Source organism: Streptomyces sp. NPDC058086, assembly GCF_042885015.1.
Taxonomy (GTDB): domain Bacteria; phylum Actinomycetota; class Actinomycetes; order Streptomycetales; family Streptomycetaceae; genus Streptomyces.
Map to the genome: position 1 here is coordinate 64,493 of NZ_JBHVST010000026.1, position 17,653 is coordinate 82,145.

Below are 17,653 nucleotides of genomic sequence, written 5' to 3' on the forward strand. Positions count from 1 at the left end.
CCTCCGCGGACTGGCCCGCGGAGGCCGTGCCCGTCAAGGCCACGTACCATGGGGTAAGGCCGTGGCGTGTCCAGCCCGGCAGGGTCCGCGTAGCACTGACGTACGCGCAGGCCGTCCACTCACTCCGGGAGAAGCGCCTCAATATGGCCACGCGCCACGACATCCGCAACGTCGCCATCGTCGCCCACGTCGACCATGGCAAGACCACCCTGGTCGATGCCATGCTCAAGCAGGCCGGTGCCTTCGCCGCGCACGCCGCCGAGTCGCTTGACGACCGCATGATGGACTCGAACGACCTGGAGCGTGAGAAGGGCATCACGATCCTGGCCAAGAACACGGCCGTGAAGTACCACCCGAAGGATGGTGGTGAGGTCATCACCATCAACATCATCGACACCCCGGGCCACGCCGACTTCGGTGGCGAGGTCGAGCGCGGTCTGTCGATGGTGGACGCGGTCGTCCTCCTCGTGGACGCCTCCGAGGGTCCGCTGCCGCAGACCCGCTTCGTGCTGCGCAAGGCGCTGCAGGCCCGCCTGCCCGTCATCCTGTGCATCAACAAGACGGACCGTCCCGACTCGCGCATCGACGAGGTCGTGAACGAGGCGTACGACCTCTTCCTCGACCTGGACGCCGACGAGGACCAGATCGAGTTCCCGATCGTCTACGCGTGTGCGCGTGACGGTGTCGCCTCCCTGACCAAGCCGGAGAACGGCACGGTCCCGCAGGACAGCGACAGCCTGGAGCCGTTCTTCACCACGATCCTGGAGTCCGTGCCGGCCCCGTCCTACGACGAGTCCGCCCCGCTCCAGGCGCACGTCACCAACCTGGACGCCGACAACTTCCTCGGCCGTATCGCGCTGCTCCGCGTCGAGCAGGGCGAGCTGCGCAAGGGCCAGACCGTCACGTGGATCAAGCGCGACGGCACGATGTCCAACGTCCGCATCACCGAGCTGCTGATGACCGAGGCGCTCACCCGCAAGCCGGCCGAGAAGGCGGGCCCGGGTGACATCTGCGCGGTCGCCGGTATCCCGGACATCATGATCGGCGAGACCCTGGCCGACCCCGAGAACCCGATCGCGCTGCCGCTGATCACGGTGGACGAGCCCGCGATCTCGATGACCATCGGTACGAACACCTCGCCGCTGGTCGGCCGCGGCGGCACCGGCAAGGGCGCCACCGCCAAGGCCGCGGTCAAGGACCGCAAGGTCACCGCCCGCCAGGTCAAGGACCGTCTCGACCGCGAGCTGGTCGGTAACGTCTCGCTGCGGGTGCTGGACACCGAGCGTCCGGACGCCTGGGAGGTCCAGGGCCGTGGTGAGCTCGCGCTCGCCATCCTGGTCGAGCAGATGCGCCGCGAGGGCTTCGAGCTGACCATCGGCAAGCCGCAGGTCGTCACCCAGCAGGTCGAGGGCAAGACGTACGAGCCCGTCGAGCGCATGACGATCGACGTGCCCGAGGAGCACATGGGCGCGGTCACGCAGCTCATGGGCGTCCGCAAGGGCCGTATGGACAACATGTCGAACCACGGCTCCGGCTGGGTCCGCCTGGAGTTCGTCGTCCCCTCCCGCGGTCTCATCGGCTTCCGTACCGAGTTCCTGACCGGTACGCGCGGCACGGGCATCGCCCACTCCATCCACGAGGGCCACGAGCCGTGGTTCGGCACGCTCACGACCCGTAACAACGGCTCGCTGGTCGCCGACCGCTCCGGCGCCGTCACCGCGTTCGCGATGACGAACCTCCAGGAGCGCGGTGTGCTGTTCACCGACCCCGGCACCGAGGTGTACGAGGGCATGATCGTCGGCGAGAACTCGCGTGCCGACGACATGGACGTGAACATCACCAAGGAGAAGAAGCTCACCAACATGCGCTCGGCCGCCGCCGACTCGTTCGAGGCGATCGTGCCGCCGCGCAAGCTCTCCCTGGAGCAGTCCCTGGAGTTCTGCCGCGACGACGAGTGCGTCGAGGTGACCCCGGAGGCCGTGCGCATCCGCAAGGTCGTCCTCGACCAGAAGGAGCGCGGTCGCACCGCCAGCCGCGCCAAGCACGGCTGACCTCGGCCGTTCCGCAGTGATTTCGGGCACCTCGCATCCGCGGGGTGCCCGACGCGTTGGGGGGCGCGCCGAGCGCGACGCGCGGTTTGCGCCGCGGTACGGGGCTGCGATAGGGCGGAGAGCGAGGGAAGGGTAGGGAAAACCCTTCATTACGGAGGAGCAGACCTCCAAATTGGCCGGTTCCCACTACCCTGCAATCACGTGGGTCTCGGCCGCACGGTGCGTCTCGCTGCCGTGATCACACCGTCGGGGACGCACTCGCTTGATCAGCGAACGGCCTTGTCGTGGAAGCCCGTTGACCGCACAGAGGGGCAATCGCCTCCGCCGGTCCGGGGTGGGTGGGCACGCCGATGGCACCCCCACATGACGGCCACGATAGCCGCAACCCCTTTTTTCGCTCCGCGCGTCCGCAATGCGGACGGTCGAGACCGATAGATGTGTAACAAGTCCGTTTCGCAGGGATCTTTCAGCAAACCCTTTGTCCGGATTTTGGAAGAAGTAGGCGACAGGTGTGATCGAACCGAGACCTTGTGAGTGTGGTCGGGGTCTGGCCCATGGCAGATAGTTAGGCGCGTAGAGCTCGGATCAACGGGCCATGCGCCTTCAGGTGGCGCCGGCTTGCGAGCGCAGGGGGCGCCAGCACTTTCTCCGTCCCAAGTGTCGGCAATGTGACTAGTGCTCCCTTTTGCGGTGAACCAATGGACTCATGAGGAGGAACCCATGCGCGGTGCCAAGAGCGCCAAGTGGGTCGCGATAGCCGCGGTTGTGGCGCTGGGAGCGACCGCCTGTGGTGGTGGCGGCAGCGACAAGGGCAGCGACAGCAAGGCCGCCGTCGACCCGGCCGGTAAGTTCTCGGTCGAGGTGGGCGAGCCGCAGAACCCGCTGCAGCCGGCCAACACCATGGAGTCCAACGGCAGCATCGTCATCAAGTCGCTCTTCTCGCAGCTCGTGAGCTACGACGACAAGGGCAACATCGTCTACGTGAACGCGCAGTCGGTGGACACGAAGGACAACAAGACCTTCACGGTCAAGCTGAAGTCGGGCTGGAAGTTCCACGACGGCACCCCGGTGACCGCCACGTCCTACGTCAAGGCGTGGAACTGGGCCGCCGCCCCGGCGAACAAGCAGACCAACAGCTTCTGGTTCTCCGACATCGCTGGCTACGACGACGTCGCCCCGGCGAAGGGCAAGCCGAAGGCCACGGAGATGTCCGGTCTGAAGGTCGTCGACGACAACACCTTCACGATCTCCCTCTCCAAGGCGATCCCCTACTACGTCTACAAGCTCGGCTACGAGGTCTTCTCGCCGCTGCCCGAGTCCTTCTACAAGGACCCGAAGGCCGCGGGCGAGCACCCGATCGGCAACGGCCCGTACAAGTTCGTCAGCTGGGCGCACAAGAAGCAGATCGAGGTCGCCAAGTTCGACGGCTACCAGGGTCCGGACAAGGCCAAGAACGGTGGTGTGCTCTTCAAGAACTACACCAACCTGGAGACGGCCTACGAGGACCTGAAGTCGGGCAACGTCGACGTCCTGCGTCAGATCGCCCCGAAGGACCTGCCGGTCTACAAGTCGGACCTCGGCAGCCGCGCGGTGGACAAGGCGTACTCGGCGATCCAGACCATCGCGCCGGCCTTCTACACCAAGCAGTGGAAGAACATCGACCCGAAGGTCCTGCAGGGCCTGTCGATGGCGATCGACCGCGCCACCATCACCAAGACGGTGCTCCAGGGCACCCGCGAGCCCGCCACCGGCTGGGTCGCGAAGGGCGTCCTCGGCTACCAGCCGAGCGCGGGCGGTGACGTCTTCACGTACAACCCGACGAAGGCCAAGCAGCTCATCAAGGACGGCGGCGGCGTCCCGGGCAACGCCATCACCATCCAGTACAACGCCGACGGCGGTCACAAGGAGTGGGTGGAGGCGGTCTGCAACTCGATCACCAACGCCACCGGCGTCAAGTGCGCGGGTGACTCCAAGGCCGACTTCCAGGCCGACCTCAACGCGCGTGACGCTCAGCAGGTCAAGTCCATGTACCGCAGTGGCTGGGTGCTCGACTTCCCGATGAACGCCAACTTCATCCGTGACCTGTACGGCAGCAAGTCGGACGGCAACCAGAGCGGCTTCTCGAACAAGAAGATCGACGCCGACATCGCCGCGGCCGACACCGCCAGCTCGCTCGCGGACTCGGAGAAGAAGTACCAGGACATCGAGAAGGAGCTCGTCAACTACATGCCGAGCATTCCGCTCTGGTACTACAAGGTCAACGCGGGCTACTCGGACAAGGTCACCGGCGTCGCGTACGCCCAGGACGGCGACCCGATCCTGACCGGCGTTCAGGTCAAGAAGTAACCGCAATCAGCCCGTGATCCCGGGTGCGGCGCCGCCTCGTGCGCCGCACCCGGGGGGACGGCAGCGGCCGGGGGGCCCTTTCCACGCGCATCGTTCAGGGGTGCGCGGGGAAAGGGCCCGTCGGCTGTCGTCGTAGTAACTACATGGAGGCACGATGGGGCGCTACGTCGCACGACGACTGCTCCAGATGATCCCGGTCTTCATCGGGACAACCCTGCTGATCTTTCTCATGGTCTACGCCCTGCCCGGCGACCCCGTGCGAGGCCTGTTCGGCGACAAGGGCGGAAGCCCCGCCGTCATCGCCTCACTGAGACATCAGTACGGCCTGGACCAGCCGATCCTGGTGCAGTACTACCACTACATGAAGGACATGATCCTTCACCTCGACTTCGGCACGCAGATCGCGAGCGGCCGCCCCGTCACGGACGTGCTCGGCGAGGCGTTCCCGGTGACCCTCCGTCTTGGCGGGCTGGCCTTCGCCATCGAGTTGGTCCTGGGCTTGATCCTGGGCGTCTGGGCGGGCATGCGCGCCGGGCGGTTCGCGGACAACGCGATCCTGCTGGTCTCGCTGCTGCTGATCTCCGTTCCGGTGTTCGTTCTCGGCTTCATCCTGAAGGTCGTCTTCGCCTTCCAGCTCAACTGGCTGCCGCCGAACGTGAACGACTCCACGAACTACAACGAGTTGCTGATGCCGGCGTTCGTCCTCGCGACCGCCTCGCTGGCCTATGTGACCCGGCTCACCCGTACGTCGGTCGCCGAGAACCTGCGCGCCGACTACATCCGTACCGCCGTCGCCAAGGGCCTGCCCCGGCGTCGTGTGGTGGGCGTCCACCTCATGCGCAACTCGCTGATCCCCGTGATCACCTACCTGGGCACCGACATCGGCGCGCTGATGGGCGGAGCCGTCGTCACCGAGGGCCTGTTCAACATCCAGGGCATCGGTGGCACGATCTACCAGTCCATCGTGCGGCGTGAAGGCACCACGCTCGTCGGCCTGGTGACCATCCTGGTGCTGGTCTACCTCCTCGCCAGCCTGCTCGTCGACCTGCTGTACGCGGTCCTGGACCCGAGGATTCGCTATGCCTGACGTGACCAAGACCGACGTTCAGACGGCGGTGGCGACCGAGGGCGGGGCCACCCCGGTGGCGGTCCCCGTGACCAAGCCGGAGAAGTCCCGCAGCCTGTGGGGCGACGCCTGGAACGACCTCCGGCGCAGCTGGATCTTCGGTGTCTCGGCGGTACTGATCGTGCTGCTGCTGACCATCACCTTCTTCCCGGGGGTGTTCACCGACACCGACCCGATCAAGGGCGACCTGGCCAAGCACTTCCTGCAGAAGCCGAAGCTGGGCCATGTGTTCTCCGCGGACTGGCTGGGCTACGACCAGCAGGGCCGCAGTGTCTACGCCCGCACCGTCTACGGCACCCGGGCCTCCGTGGCCGTGGGCTTCGGCACCACCCTCGCGGTGACGGTGGTGGGTGGCCTGATGGGCATGATCGCCGGATACTTCGGCGGCATCGTCGACTCGATCCTGTCGCGTCTGACGGACGTCTTCTTCGGCATCCCGTTCCTGCTCGCCACCATGGTCGTGCTGACCTCCTTCCCGGACCGCACGACCTGGGTCGTCATCGGCGCGCTGGCCGCCTTCGGCTGGACGCAGATCGCCCGCGTGATGCGCGGCGCGGTGATCACCACCAAGCAGGCCGACTACGTGCACGCGGCCAAGGCCCTGGGCGCGAGCACCCCGCGGATCATGTTCCGGCACATCCTGCCGAACACCCTCGCCCCCGTGATCGTCGTCTCCACCATCTCGCTCGGCGTCTACATCTCCGCCGAGGCGACCCTGTCCTTCCTGGGCCTCGGCCTCAACGGCGTGTCCTGGGGCAACGACATCTCGGACGGCGGCAACCAGATCCGCGTGGCGCAGTGGATCATGCTCTATCCGTCGATCATGCTCAGCATCACGGTGCTGGCGTTCATCATGCTCGGTGAGGCCGTCCGTAACGCCCTCGACCCGAAGCTGCGCTGAGGGAGGCGTACGTGACCATCATCGAAGACTCCGTCCCGGTGCCCGCCCCGCGTAAGGGCGGCGCCGACGACGGGCCGCTGCTCGAAGTGCGTGACCTGCACGTCGAGTTCCACACCCGCGAGGGCGTGGCCAAGGCGGTCAACGGTGTCAACTACAGCGTAAGCGCGGGCGAGACGCTCGCCGTGCTCGGCGAGTCCGGCTCCGGCAAGTCCGTGACCGCGCAGGCGATCATGGGCATCCTCGACATGCCGCCGGCGAGGATCCCGCAGGGTGAGATCCTCTTCCGCGGCCAGGACATGCTCAAGATGTCCGGCGAGGAGCGCCGCAAGATCCGCGGCCAGAAGATCGCCATGATCTTCCAGGACGCGCTCAGCTCGCTCAACCCGGTCCTGTCCGTCGGCTACCAGCTCGGCGAGATGTTCCGGGTGCACCAGGGCCTCTCCAAGAAGGAGGCCAAGGCCAAGGCGATCGAGCTGATGGACCGGGTGAAGATCCCGGCCTCCGCGGCCCGCGTGAACGACTACCCGCACCAGTTCTCGGGCGGTATGCGCCAGCGCATCATGATCGCGATGGCGCTGGCCCTGGAGCCGGACCTGATCATCGCGGACGAGCCCACCACGGCGCTCGACGTGACGGTCCAGGCCCAGGTCATGGACCTGCTCGCGGACCTTCAGCGCGAGTACAACATGGGCCTGATCCTGATCACCCACGACCTCGGCGTCGTCGCCGACGTCGCGGACAAGATCGCCGTGATGTACGCGGGCCGGATCGTGGAGCGTGCCCCGGTCCACGAGCTGTACAAGCGCCCCGCGCACCCGTACACGCGGGGTCTGCTGGACTCGATCCCGCGCCTGGACCAGAAGGGCCAGGAGCTGTACGCGATCAAGGGGCTGCCGCCCAACCTGCTGCGCATCCCGACCGGTTGCGCCTTCAACCCGCGCTGCCCCAAGGCCCAGGACATCTGCCGTACGGACGTCCCGGGGCTGCTCCCGGTCAGCGAGCAGGACGGCACCGAGCTGGTCGGCCGCGGTTCGGCCTGCCACTTCTGGAAGGAGACGATCCATGGCTGAGCTCAGCAAGAACGACGAGCAGGAGGCCACCCCGAACGTCTCCGACGTGGAGGTCGTCGACGCCCACTCCGAGACGGAAGCGGTCGCCGCGATCGAGGCGCCGGTGGACCGTGGCGAACCGATCCTTCAGGTGCGCAACCTGGTGAAGCACTTCCCGCTCACCCAGGGCATCCTGTTCAAGCGGCACATCGGCGCGGTGAAGGCCGTCGACGGCATCTCCTTCGATCTGCACCAGGGCGAGACGCTGGGCATCGTGGGCGAGTCCGGCTGCGGCAAGTCCACCGTGGCCAAGCTCCTGATGAACCTGGAGCGGGCCACCGCGGGCGAGATCTTCTACAAGGGCCAGGACATCACCAAGCTGTCCGGGCGCGCCCTGAAGGCCGTGCGCCGCAACATCCAGATGGTCTTCCAGGACCCGTACACCTCGCTCAACCCCCGTATGACGGTGGGCGACATCATCGGTGAGCCCTTCGACATCCACCCCGAGGTGGCTCCGAAGGGCGACCGGCGGCGCAAGGTCCAGGAACTGCTGGACGTGGTCGGCCTCAACCCCGAGTACATCAACCGCTACCCGCACCAGTTCTCCGGCGGTCAGCGTCAGCGCATCGGCATCGCCCGTGGTCTCGCGCTCAACCCCGAGATCATCATCTGCGACGAGCCGGTGTCGGCGCTCGACGTGTCGGTGCAGGCGCAGGTCATCAACCTGATGGAGCGGCTCCAGGACGAGTTCAACCTGTCCTACCTCTTCATCGCGCACGACCTGTCGATCGTCCGGCACATCTCGGACCGGGTCGGCGTCATGTACCTCGGCAAGATGGCGGAGATCGGCAGCGACGAGCAGATCTACGACCACCCGACGCACCCCTACACCCAGGCGCTGCTGTCGGCCGTCCCGGTGCCGGACCCGGAGGCCCGTGAGCACCGCGAGCGGATCATCCTGACCGGTGACGTGCCGTCCCCGGCCAACCCGCCGTCGGGCTGCAGCTTCCGCACCCGCTGCTGGAAGGCCCAGGACAAGTGCTCCGTGGAGACCCCGATCCTCGCGGTGCCCGAGGTGTTCATGGGCGTGGACTCGCCTGCGGCCCATGAGTCGGCGTGCCACTTCGCCGAGGAGAAGAACGTCGTGCACGCGGCCTGAGCGCCAAGCGTCCCGTGATCGACCGGCCGGTTCCCGGCACCGCCACCGCGGTGCCGGGAACCGGCTTTTTCGGGTGAGGGAAGATCGGGCGGGGAAAGATCGGGCGAGGGCCGGGTGGGGGAAGATGCTGCATCACGTCGAACTGTGGGTGCCGGACCTGGAGCGCGCGGTCCGCTCCTGGGGATGGCTGCTGGAGCGCCTGGGCTGTGAGCCGTACCAGGAGTGGCCGCACGGCCGCAGCTGGCGCCGGGGCGAGACCTATCTCGTCGTCGAGCAGTCGCCCGCGCTGAAGACGGACTCCCACGACCGCCTCCGCCCCGGCCTGAACCACCTCGCCTTCCACGTGCCGGACCGTACCGAGCTCGACCGGCTCGTGGCCGAGGCACCCCACCACGGATGGTCCCCCCTCTTCCCGGACCGCTATCCGCACGCGGGCGGCCTGGAGCACTGCGCCGCGTATCTGGAGGACGCGGACGGCTTCGAGGTGGAGTTGGTGGCGCGCGCCTGACGCATGTCGCGCCTGACACGTATCGGGCTGACACATATGGGTGTGCGATCCCACGTACGGGTGGGCTGAATGTGCGGTATGTGCCTTATCGGTCGATATTGGCCGGTAATGGAACAGCGCCGCGGCGCTCGCGGCAGCGCACTCTGGGAGGCACTCCATGCGTGGAGCGACGCACGCCAAATGGGCCGCCGGCGCGGCGGCGGTGGCCCTCGGGGCGACGGCCTGCGGAGGCGGCGGGGGCGGCAGCGGCGGCGCGTCCGGAGTGCTCAGTTCCTCCTGGGGAGACCCGCAGAACCCGCTGGAGCCGTCCAACACCAACGAGGTGCAGGGCGGCAAGGTCCTCGACATGATCTTCCGGGGTCTGAAGCGGTACGACGCCAGGACCGGCGCGGCCCAGAACATGCTGGCGCAGAAGATCGACACCTCGGACTCGCAGAACTTCACGATCACCGTCAAGGACGGCTGGAAGTTCAGCAACGCAGAGCCCGTCACCGCCCAGTCCTTCGTGGACGCCTGGAACTACGGGGCCAGTCTCAAGAACAACCAGAAGAACGCCTACTTCTTCGGGTACATCGAGGGCTACGACAAGGTCCACCCCGAGACGGGAACGCAGAGCGCGGACTCGCTGTCGGGGCTGAAGGTCACCGGCGCCCGCACCTTCACCGTCAAGCTCAACCAGAAGTTCTCGACGTTCCCCGACACCCTCGGTTACGTGGCCTTCGCGCCGCTGCCCAAGGCGTTCTTCAGCGACCACGCGGCCTGGCTGAAGAAGCCGATCGGCAACGGGCCCTACACCGTCGACTCGTACGCCAAGGGCTCGATGATGTCGCTGCGGAAGTGGGACGCGTACCCGGGGACGGACAAGGCGGAGAACGGCGGGGTGGACCTGAAGGTCTACACGGACAGCAACACCGCCTACACCGACCTGATGGCGGGCAACCTCGACCTCGTCGACGACGTGCCCGCCGCCCAGCTCAAGAACGTGAAGAGCGACCTCGCCGGCCGGTACATCAACACCCCGGCCGGCATCATCCAGACCATCGCCTTCCCGTTCTACGACAAGGCCTGGGACAAGAGCGGCATGGAGAAAGTCCGCAAGGGCCTGTCCATGGCGATCAACCGGGACCAGATCACCAGCACGATCTTCCGGAAGACCCGCACCCCGGCCTCCGACTGGACCTCACCGGTGCTCGGCGCGGCCGGCGGCTTCCAGGACGGGCTGTGCGGCGCCTCCTGCCGGTACGACCCCGCGCAGGCGAAGAAGCTGATCCAGGACGGCGGCGGTCTGCCCGGCGGCCAGGTCAAGATCTCGTACAACGCGGACAGCGGCTCCCACAAGGAGTGGATCGACGCCGTCTGCAACTCCATCAACAACGCGATGGGCAACGACAAGGCCTGCGTCGGCAACCCCGTCGGCACCTTCGCCGACTTCCGCAACCAGATCGGGCAGCACAAGATGCCGGGTCCCTTCCGGGCCGGCTGGCAGATGGACTACCCGCTGATCCAGAACTTCCTTCAGCCGCTGTACTACACGAACGCCTCCTCCAACGACGGCAAGTGGTCCAACAAGGACTTCGACAAGCTCGTCGACCAGGCGAACGCCGAGACCGACAGGGCCAAGGCCATCCAGCTCTTCCAGCAGGCCGAAGGGGTCGTACGGGACAACATGGCCGCCATCCCGCTCTGGTACCAGAACGGCAGCGCGGGCTACTCGGACAGGATCTCCAACGTGGCGCTCAACCAGTTCAGCGTGCCCGTCTACAACGAGATCAAGGTCAGCTGAGCCGTCCACGGGGCTAGGGCCTGTCGTTTGGATCAGGCCTGGGCCGCGGGGTCTGGCACGCACATCTGCGGCGTTGTCGTCGGTCAACGACTCCCCCAAGTTCTCGGCTTCGCTCGAACAGGGAGGGACCCCCATCGCGTCGCCTCCCTCCTCCGCCTTGCAGCTGCACGCACCAGACCCCGCTCACCGGCACTGATCAAGCCCCGTCTCCTGAAATGACCTGATCCAAACGAAAGGCCCTAGCACCGGGTTGCTGAAGCGAACCCGGGCGTGGGTCCCGTACTACCTCCGGAGCCCTCATGGGACGGTATGTGATCCGGCGTCTGCTCCAGATGATCCCGGTCTTCATCGGCGCCACGCTCTTGATCTTCCTGATGGTGAACGTGATGGGCGACCCCATCGCGGGGCTGTGCGGCGAGCGGCAGTGCGACCCCGCCACCGCCGCCCAGCTGCGCAAGGAGTTCGGCCTCGACAAGCCGCTGTGGCAGCAATACCTCACGTACATGGGCAATGTCTTCACCGGCGACTTCGGCACCGCCTTCACCGGGCAGCCGGTCACCGAGCTGATGGCGACCTCCTTCCCCGTCACCATCCGGTTGACGATCGTCGCGATCCTCTTCGAGATCGTCATCGGCATCCTGCTGGGCGTCGTCACCGGGCTGCGCCGCGGCCGGCCCGTCGACACCGGTGTCCTGCTGCTCACCCTCGTCGTCATCTCGATCCCGACCTTCGTCACCGGATTGCTGCTGCAACTACTCTTCGGTGTCGAGTGGGGCTGGATCAGACCCTCGGTCTCCACGGACGCCGCCTTCGGCGAACTGATCGTGCCCGGACTGGTCCTCGCCTCCGTCTCCCTCGCCTACGTCACCCGGCTCACCCGGACCTCCATCGCCGAGAACAAACGGTCCGACTACGTCCGTACGGCCGTCGCCAAGGGCCTGCCCCGGCACCGGGTGATCACCAAGCACCTGCTGCGCAACTCGCTGATCCCCGTGGTCACCTTCATCGGCACGGACATCGGCGCGCTCATGGGCGGCGCGATCGTCACCGAGCGGATCTTCAACATCCACGGCGTCGGCTACCAGCTCTACCAGGGGATCGTGCGGCAGAACACCCAGACCGTGGTCGGCTTCGTGACCGTCCTCGTGCTCGTCTTCCTGGTCGCCAACCTGCTCGTCGACCTCCTCTACGCCGTACTCGACCCGAGGATCCGCTATGCCTGAGCAGCTGCCGCCGTACCAGCGGGACGGCGCCATCGCCGCGACCGGCGCGGGCGGCGCCATGGACCTCGCCACGAGCGAGGGCGCCACCCTGGAGCGGACGCCCGGCGGCCCTGAGGGCACGGGCCCTCAGGAGAAGCCCAGGAGCCTGTGGTCCGACGCCTGGCGCGATCTGCGGCGCAACCCCGTCTTCATCGTCTCCGGGCTCCTCATCCTCTTCCTGGTCGTCATCTCCCTGTGGCCCTCGCTGATCGCCACCCAGAACCCCCTCAAGTGCGACCTCGCCAAGGCCCAGGAGGGCTCGCAGCTGGGACACCCCTTCGGGTTCGACGGGCAGGGCTGCGACGTCTACACACGGGTGGTGTACGGGACCCGCGTCTCGATCAGCGTCGGCGTCTGCGCCACCCTCGGCGTCGCGATCCTCGGCTCGGTGCTCGGCGGGCTCGCCGGGTTCTTCGGCGGGGCGGGCGACTCGGTCCTGTCCCGGGTCACCGACATCTTCTTCGCGATCCCCGTCGTGCTCGGAGGCCTGGTCCTCCTCTCCGTGGTGACCAGCAACACCATCTGGCCGGTCATCGGGTTCATGGTGCTGCTCGGCTGGCCCCAGATCTCCCGCATCGCGCGCGGCTCCGTCATCACCATCAAGCAGAACGACTACGTCCAGGCCGCCCGCGCCCTCGGCGCCTCGAACTCCCGCCTGATGCTGCGGCACATCACCCCCAACGCCGTCGCGCCGGTCATCGTCGTCGCCACCATCGCGCTCGGCACCTACATCGCGCTGGAGGCGACGCTCTCCTACCTCGGCGTCGGCCTGAAGCCCCCCACGGTCAGCTGGGGCATCGACATCTCCTCGGCCTCCGCCTACATCCGCACGGCCCCGCACATGCTGCTGTGGCCCGCCGGCGCCCTCGCGATCACCGTGCTCGCGTTCATCATGCTCGGCGACGCGGTGCGCGACGCCCTCGACCCGAAGCTGAGGTGACGGCCGTGCTGCTCGAAGTACGCGATCTGCACGTGGAGTTCCGCACCCGGGACGGGGTCGCCAAGGCCGTCAACGGGGTCGACTACGGCGTGGACGAGGGCGAGACGCTCGCCGTCCTCGGCGAGTCCGGCTCGGGCAAGTCCGTCACCGCGCAGGCCGTGATGGGCATCCTCGACATGCCGCCCGGGAGGATCACCGGCGGCGAGATCCTCTTCCAGGGCCGGGACCTGCTGAAGCTCAAGGAGGACGAGCGGCGCAAGGTCCGCGGCGCCGAGATGGCGATGATCTTCCAGGACGCGCTGTCCTCCCTCAACCCCGTGCTCAGCGTCGGCGACCAGCTCGGCGAGATGTTCACCGTGCACCGGGGGATGTCCCGCAAGGACGCCCGCGCCAAGGCGATCGAGCTGATGGACCGGGTGCGCATCCCGGCCGCCGCCGACCGGGTGCGCGACTATCCGCACCAGTTCTCCGGCGGTATGCGCCAGCGCATCATGATCGCCATGGCGCTGGCCCTGGAGCCCGCCCTGATCATCGCCGACGAGCCGACCACCGCCCTCGACGTGACCGTCCAGGCCCAGGTCATGGACCTGCTCGCCGAGTTGCAGCGCGAGCTCGACATGGGGCTCATCCTCATCACCCACGACCTCGGCGTCGTCGCGGACGTCGCCGACCGGATCGCCGTCATGTACGCGGGCCGGATCGTCGAGTCCGCGCCGGTCCACGACATCTACAAGGCCCCCGCCCACCCGTACACCAAAGGCCTCCTGGAGTCGATCCCGCGCCTCGACCAGAAGGGCCACGAGCTCTACGCGATCAAGGGCCTGCCGCCCAACCTGATGCACATCCCGCCCGGTTGCGCCTTCAACCCGCGCTGTCCGATGGCCCAGGACATCTGCCGCACCGAGGTGCCGCCGTTGTTCAAGGTGGACCGTGAAGAGGAGGCCCAGGAAGCGGTGGACCAGGAAGACGGGGCCCGCACCAGCGCCTGCTTCTTCTGGCGGGAGTGCCTCGATGGCTGAGGCGATTCTGGAGGTCCGCGGCCTGGTCAAGCACTACCCGCTGACGCGGGGGATCCTCTTCAAGAAGCAGATCGGCGCGGTCAGGGCCGTCGACGGGGTCGACTTCGAACTCGCCGCGGGCGAGACCCTCGGCATCGTCGGCGAGTCCGGCTGCGGCAAGTCGACGGTCGCCAGGATGCTGGTCAACCTGGAGAAACCGACGGACGGGACGATCAAGTACAAGGGCGAGGACATCACCAAGCTGTCCGGCAAGGCGCTCAAGGCCGTACGCCGCAACATCCAGATGGTCTTCCAGGACCCGTACACCTCGCTCAACCCGCGCATGACCGTCGGAGACATCATCGGGGAGCCCTACGAGATCCACCCCGAGGTCGCGCCCAAGGGCGACCGCAGGAGGCGCGTCCAGGACCTGCTGGACGTGGTCGGCCTCAACCCCGAGTACATCAACCGCTACCCGCACCAGTTCTCCGGTGGCCAGCGCCAACGCATCGGCATCGCACGGGGGTTGGCGCTGCGCCCCGAGATCATCGTCGCCGACGAGCCCGTCTCCGCGCTCGACGTCTCGGTGCAGGCGCAGGTGATCAACCTGATGGAACGGCTCCAGGACGAGTTCGACCTGAGCTACGTCTTCATCGCGCACGACCTCTCCATCGTGCGGCACATCTCCGACCGGGTCGGCGTGATGTACCTCGGACGGATCGTGGAGACCGGCAGGGACGCCGAGATCTACGACCACCCGACGCACCCCTACACGCAGGCCCTGCTCTCCGCCGTGCCCGTACCCGACCCGGAGGCCCGCGAACGCCGGGAGCGGATCATCCTCACCGGAGACGTGCCCTCCCCGGCGAACATCCCCTCCGGCTGCCGCTTCCGCACCCGTTGCTGGAAGGCCCAGGAGCGCTGCGCGCTGGAGGTGCCGCTGCTCGCGGTGCCCGCGGAGTTCCGCTTCGTGGTGGGCCCGGCCGCGCACGACTCGGCCTGCCACTTCGCGGAGGAGAAGCGGGTCGTACCGCCGGAGGAACCGCCCGAGCGGGCGACATAACCCCGCAAATGCTGGCGAACTTCGTTAACACGCAGGCAACTTGGTCGAAGCGGCACCGATATACGGACGCGTCAAGGTAATCAGCGTACGGCCGTGCGGGTGCCGTAGATGGGCCGGGGCGCGCCATGTCGCCCCGGCCCGTCGCACCTCTTTGCGCCTAAACCGGCGCCGCTTTCGCGGACGTGGCTGGGGTTTCGTCGGGGTTCCTCAATTGATGGTTGCGGTGCTCTGTGGGGTTTTGTGGCTCAGCTCAGTTTGAGGGCGCGCCTCAGGAAGTCCACCTGGAGCAGGAGCAGGTTCTCCGCGACCTGTTCCTGCGGGGTCATGTGGGTGACGCCCGACAGGGGCAGCACCTCGTGCGGGCGGCCCGCGGCCAGGAGCGCCGAGGAGAGCCGCAGGGCGTGCGCGACCACCACGTTGTCGTCCGCGAGGCCGTGCACGATCATCAGCGGCCGGTGCGGCTCGGCGGGCGCGGACAGTCCGTCGTCCGTGATCAGTGAGCTCCTCGCGTACACCTCCGGGGCCGCCGCCGGGTCACCGAGGTAGCGCTCCGTGTAGTGGGTGTCGTACAGCCGCCAGTCGGTGACCGGGGCGCCCGCGATGCCCGCGTGGAAGACGTCGGGGCGGCGCAGCACGGCGAGCCCCGCGAGCCAGCCGCCGAACGACCAGCCCCGGATCGCCACCCGGGACAGATCCAGCGGGAACCGCTCCGCGAGGCCGTGCAGCGCGTGGATCTGGTCGTCGAGGGTCAGCGTGAAGTCGTCGCGGACCGCCTTCTCCCAGGCGGGGGAGCGGCCGGGGGTGCCGCGGCCGTCGGCGACGATCACCGCGAAGCCCTGGTCGGCGAACCACTGCGAGGTGAGGTGCGCGTTGTGCGCGGCCAGCACCCGGGGGCCGTGCGGACCGCCGTAGGAGTCCATGAGAACGGGGAGGGGAGTGACACCGTCGTAGTCAGTAGGCATAAGCAGGGCGCATGAGATTTTCCGTGCGCCCCCCTCGGTGAGCGTCACGCGCGGGGACAGACCGGGACTTTCCGCATACGACGTGATAGCCGCCGCACGCTTTCCCTCTCGCAGCACCTGCACCTGGGCGCCCGGCCGGTCCGGCACCGAGGAGACCAGCACGGTCACGCCCCCGCCGCGCACCGCCGCGTGCACGCCGGGTTCCTGGGAGAGACGCTCGACACCGAGCTCGTTGACGCGGTAGACATGCACCTCGCCCGTCTCCGGGGCGGTGGCCGCCTCGCCGGCCGACGCCGAGATCAGCATGTCGTCGTCCGAGACGTCCAGCACTGCGCGCACATGCAGCTGCGGTCCCGTGAACGGGCGTTCGCCGAAGGCCAGGACCCGTGCACCGCCCTCGTCGGCGATCCGTACGAGCTGTCCCGCCGGGCTCCAGCACGGCACACCAGGGAAAAGATCAAGCCATTGTCGATCTTCGTCGGCGTGCACCATCCGGGTCGCCCCGGTGTCCGGGTCCACGGCCAGGAACAGCTGGCTGCGCTGGTCTCGCGCCTGCACCAGAATCAGCGGCGCGCCCGCCGCTGACCAGTGCACATGCGCCAGATACGGATAGTGCGCCCGGTCCCAGACCACCTCCGTGCGCACCCCGTCGAGGCTGACCACGAAGAGCCTTACATCCGCATTGTCCGTTCCGGCGGCCGGGTAGCCGACCTGCTGCGGAGCGCGTTCCGGTTGTGCGGGATCGGAAATCCACCAGCGCCGGACGGGCGCGTCGTCGACCCGCGCGACCAGCAGCCGGTCCCCTTCCGGAGACCACCAGAAACCGCGCGAACGCCCCATCTCCTCGGCCGCGATGAACTCAGCCAATCCATAGGAAACCGTCCCCGAATCCGCCCCGGACTCCGGCTCCACGAGCGCCCGGTCATCCTCCCCCTCGGCGCCGACGACCCGCAGGGCGCCCCCGCGGACGTACGCGACGAGCCGTCCGTCGGGCGAGGGACGCGGGTCGATCACCGGTCCCGGGACCCGGAGTTCACGTGCCGTACCGGCCCGCAGCTCCGCTGTGAAAAGCCGCCCTGACAAGGCGAAAGAGGCCAGCTCGACCGCCGTGTCCGTGGCATAGCCGACGATCCCCGCGCCGCCCTCGCGACTGCGCTCGCGGCGTGCCCGCTCCGCCGCCGACAAGCGCTCGGTGGCGCCGCCGAGCAGCGTCCGCGGGTCGGCCGCGACGCGCTCCTGCCTCTCCGCGACATCGAGGACCCACAGCTGATTCGCCCGGTCCGTACCGGAGGAGGACCTCAGGAACACCACCCGGGAACCGTCCGGGGAGACGGTGAACGCGCGGGGCGCGCCGAGGGTGAAGCGCTGCGTCCGGGCGTACCGGCGGGGGAAGGAGAGAGGCTCGGTCGTCATGCCTTGACCATATTGGCCATGCGCCCCCTTGTGCGGCCGTGCGCCGATCGATGCGCGCGTATGGATAGTTATGATCACTGGCGGTGTGTGGG

The 17,653-nt window shown here is 67.8% G+C and carries 13 protein-coding genes; 12 read left to right on the forward strand and 1 reads right to left on the reverse strand.

The features are described from left to right. Positions 1–143: 143 nt before the first annotated feature. The 12 genes from typA (at position 144) to ACFVWD_RS21800 (ending at position 15,186) form a co-directional block, all read left to right on the forward strand. On the forward strand, positions 144–2,051 hold the full coding sequence (gene typA, locus ACFVWD_RS21745; protein WP_389598159.1) for a translational GTPase TypA: 1,908 nt from the start codon (positions 144–146) through the stop codon (positions 2,049–2,051). A gap of 720 nt (positions 2,052–2,771) precedes the next feature. Next, the gene (locus tag ACFVWD_RS21750; RefSeq protein WP_389598161.1) at positions 2,772–4,397 is read left to right on the forward strand and encodes an ABC transporter substrate-binding protein; all 1,626 of its coding nucleotides are present in this window, start codon (positions 2,772–2,774) and stop codon (positions 4,395–4,397) included. A 154-nt stretch (positions 4,398–4,551) separates the two neighbouring features. Continuing rightward, complete coding sequence (locus ACFVWD_RS21755; protein ID WP_389598163.1) at positions 4,552–5,484, forward strand: ABC transporter permease; 933 nt, start codon at positions 4,552–4,554, stop codon at positions 5,482–5,484. Beyond that, the gene (locus ACFVWD_RS21760) at positions 5,477–6,424 is read left to right on the forward strand and encodes an ABC transporter permease (RefSeq protein WP_389598164.1); all 948 of its coding nucleotides are present in this window, start codon (positions 5,477–5,479) and stop codon (positions 6,422–6,424) included. The genes ACFVWD_RS21755 and ACFVWD_RS21760 overlap by 8 nt, the downstream gene beginning before the upstream one ends. Before the next feature lie 11 nt (positions 6,425–6,435). Further along, positions 6,436–7,494, forward strand: a complete 1,059-nt coding sequence (locus tag ACFVWD_RS21765) for an ABC transporter ATP-binding protein (protein ID WP_389598166.1) — start codon at positions 6,436–6,438, stop codon at positions 7,492–7,494. Next, on the forward strand, positions 7,487–8,632 hold the full coding sequence (locus ACFVWD_RS21770; RefSeq protein ID WP_389598168.1) for an ABC transporter ATP-binding protein: 1,146 nt from the start codon (positions 7,487–7,489) through the stop codon (positions 8,630–8,632). Before ACFVWD_RS21765 ends, ACFVWD_RS21770 begins: the two co-directional genes overlap by 8 nt. Before the next feature lie 124 nt (positions 8,633–8,756). Further along, positions 8,757–9,140, forward strand: a complete 384-nt coding sequence (locus tag ACFVWD_RS21775) for a VOC family protein (RefSeq protein ID WP_389598170.1) — start codon at positions 8,757–8,759, stop codon at positions 9,138–9,140. Positions 9,141–9,297: 157 nt separating this feature from the next. Further along, positions 9,298–10,923: an ABC transporter substrate-binding protein gene (locus tag ACFVWD_RS21780; protein WP_389598171.1), complete on the forward strand. Its 1,626-nt coding sequence runs from the start codon at positions 9,298–9,300 to the stop codon at positions 10,921–10,923. Between the two features lie 299 nt (positions 10,924–11,222). Further along, positions 11,223–12,146 (forward strand): ABC transporter permease, encoded by a 924-nt coding sequence (locus ACFVWD_RS21785; protein ID WP_389598173.1) that lies wholly within the window; start codon positions 11,223–11,225, stop codon positions 12,144–12,146. Next, positions 12,139–13,125 (forward strand): ABC transporter permease, encoded by a 987-nt coding sequence (locus ACFVWD_RS21790; RefSeq protein WP_389598174.1) that lies wholly within the window; start codon positions 12,139–12,141, stop codon positions 13,123–13,125. The genes ACFVWD_RS21785 and ACFVWD_RS21790 overlap by 8 nt, the downstream gene beginning before the upstream one ends. Positions 13,126–13,130: 5 nt before the next feature. Then, complete coding sequence (locus tag ACFVWD_RS21795; RefSeq protein WP_389598176.1) at positions 13,131–14,144, forward strand: ABC transporter ATP-binding protein; 1,014 nt, start codon at positions 13,131–13,133, stop codon at positions 14,142–14,144. Further along, positions 14,137–15,186, forward strand: coding sequence for an ABC transporter ATP-binding protein (locus tag ACFVWD_RS21800; RefSeq protein WP_389598178.1), 1,050 nt, complete (start codon positions 14,137–14,139; stop codon positions 15,184–15,186). Before ACFVWD_RS21795 ends, ACFVWD_RS21800 begins: the two co-directional genes overlap by 8 nt. A gap of 245 nt (positions 15,187–15,431) precedes the next feature. Here the strand turns inward: ACFVWD_RS21800 and ACFVWD_RS21805 are convergent, their stop codons facing one another. Then, positions 15,432–17,561, reverse strand: a complete 2,130-nt coding sequence (locus ACFVWD_RS21805; protein ID WP_389598179.1) for a prolyl oligopeptidase family serine peptidase — start codon at positions 17,559–17,561, stop codon at positions 15,432–15,434. Between the last annotated feature and the right edge of the window lie 92 nt (positions 17,562–17,653).

Coding starts and splice junctions, on each gene's coding strand:
- ACFVWD_RS21775 (WP_389598170.1), top strand. CDS start 8,757: ATGCTGCATCACGTCGAACTGTGGGTGCCGGACCTGGAGCGCGCGGTC.
- ACFVWD_RS21785 (WP_389598173.1), top strand. CDS start 11,223: ATGGGACGGTATGTGATCCGGCGTCTGCTCCAGATGATCCCGGTCTTC.
- ACFVWD_RS21750 (WP_389598161.1), top strand. CDS start 2,772: ATGCGCGGTGCCAAGAGCGCCAAGTGGGTCGCGATAGCCGCGGTTGTG.
- ACFVWD_RS21780 (WP_389598171.1), top strand. CDS start 9,298: ATGCGTGGAGCGACGCACGCCAAATGGGCCGCCGGCGCGGCGGCGGTG.
- ACFVWD_RS21755 (WP_389598163.1), top strand. CDS start 4,552: ATGGGGCGCTACGTCGCACGACGACTGCTCCAGATGATCCCGGTCTTC.
- typA (WP_389598159.1), top strand. CDS start 144: ATGGCCACGCGCCACGACATCCGCAACGTCGCCATCGTCGCCCACGTC.
- ACFVWD_RS21790 (WP_389598174.1), top strand. CDS start 12,139: ATGCCTGAGCAGCTGCCGCCGTACCAGCGGGACGGCGCCATCGCCGCG.
- ACFVWD_RS21760 (WP_389598164.1), top strand. CDS start 5,477: ATGCCTGACGTGACCAAGACCGACGTTCAGACGGCGGTGGCGACCGAG.
- ACFVWD_RS21800 (WP_389598178.1), top strand. CDS start 14,137: ATGGCTGAGGCGATTCTGGAGGTCCGCGGCCTGGTCAAGCACTACCCG.
- ACFVWD_RS21770 (WP_389598168.1), top strand. CDS start 7,487: ATGGCTGAGCTCAGCAAGAACGACGAGCAGGAGGCCACCCCGAACGTC.
- ACFVWD_RS21805 (WP_389598179.1), bottom strand. CDS start 17,561: ATGACGACCGAGCCTCTCTCCTTCCCCCGCCGGTACGCCCGGACGCAG.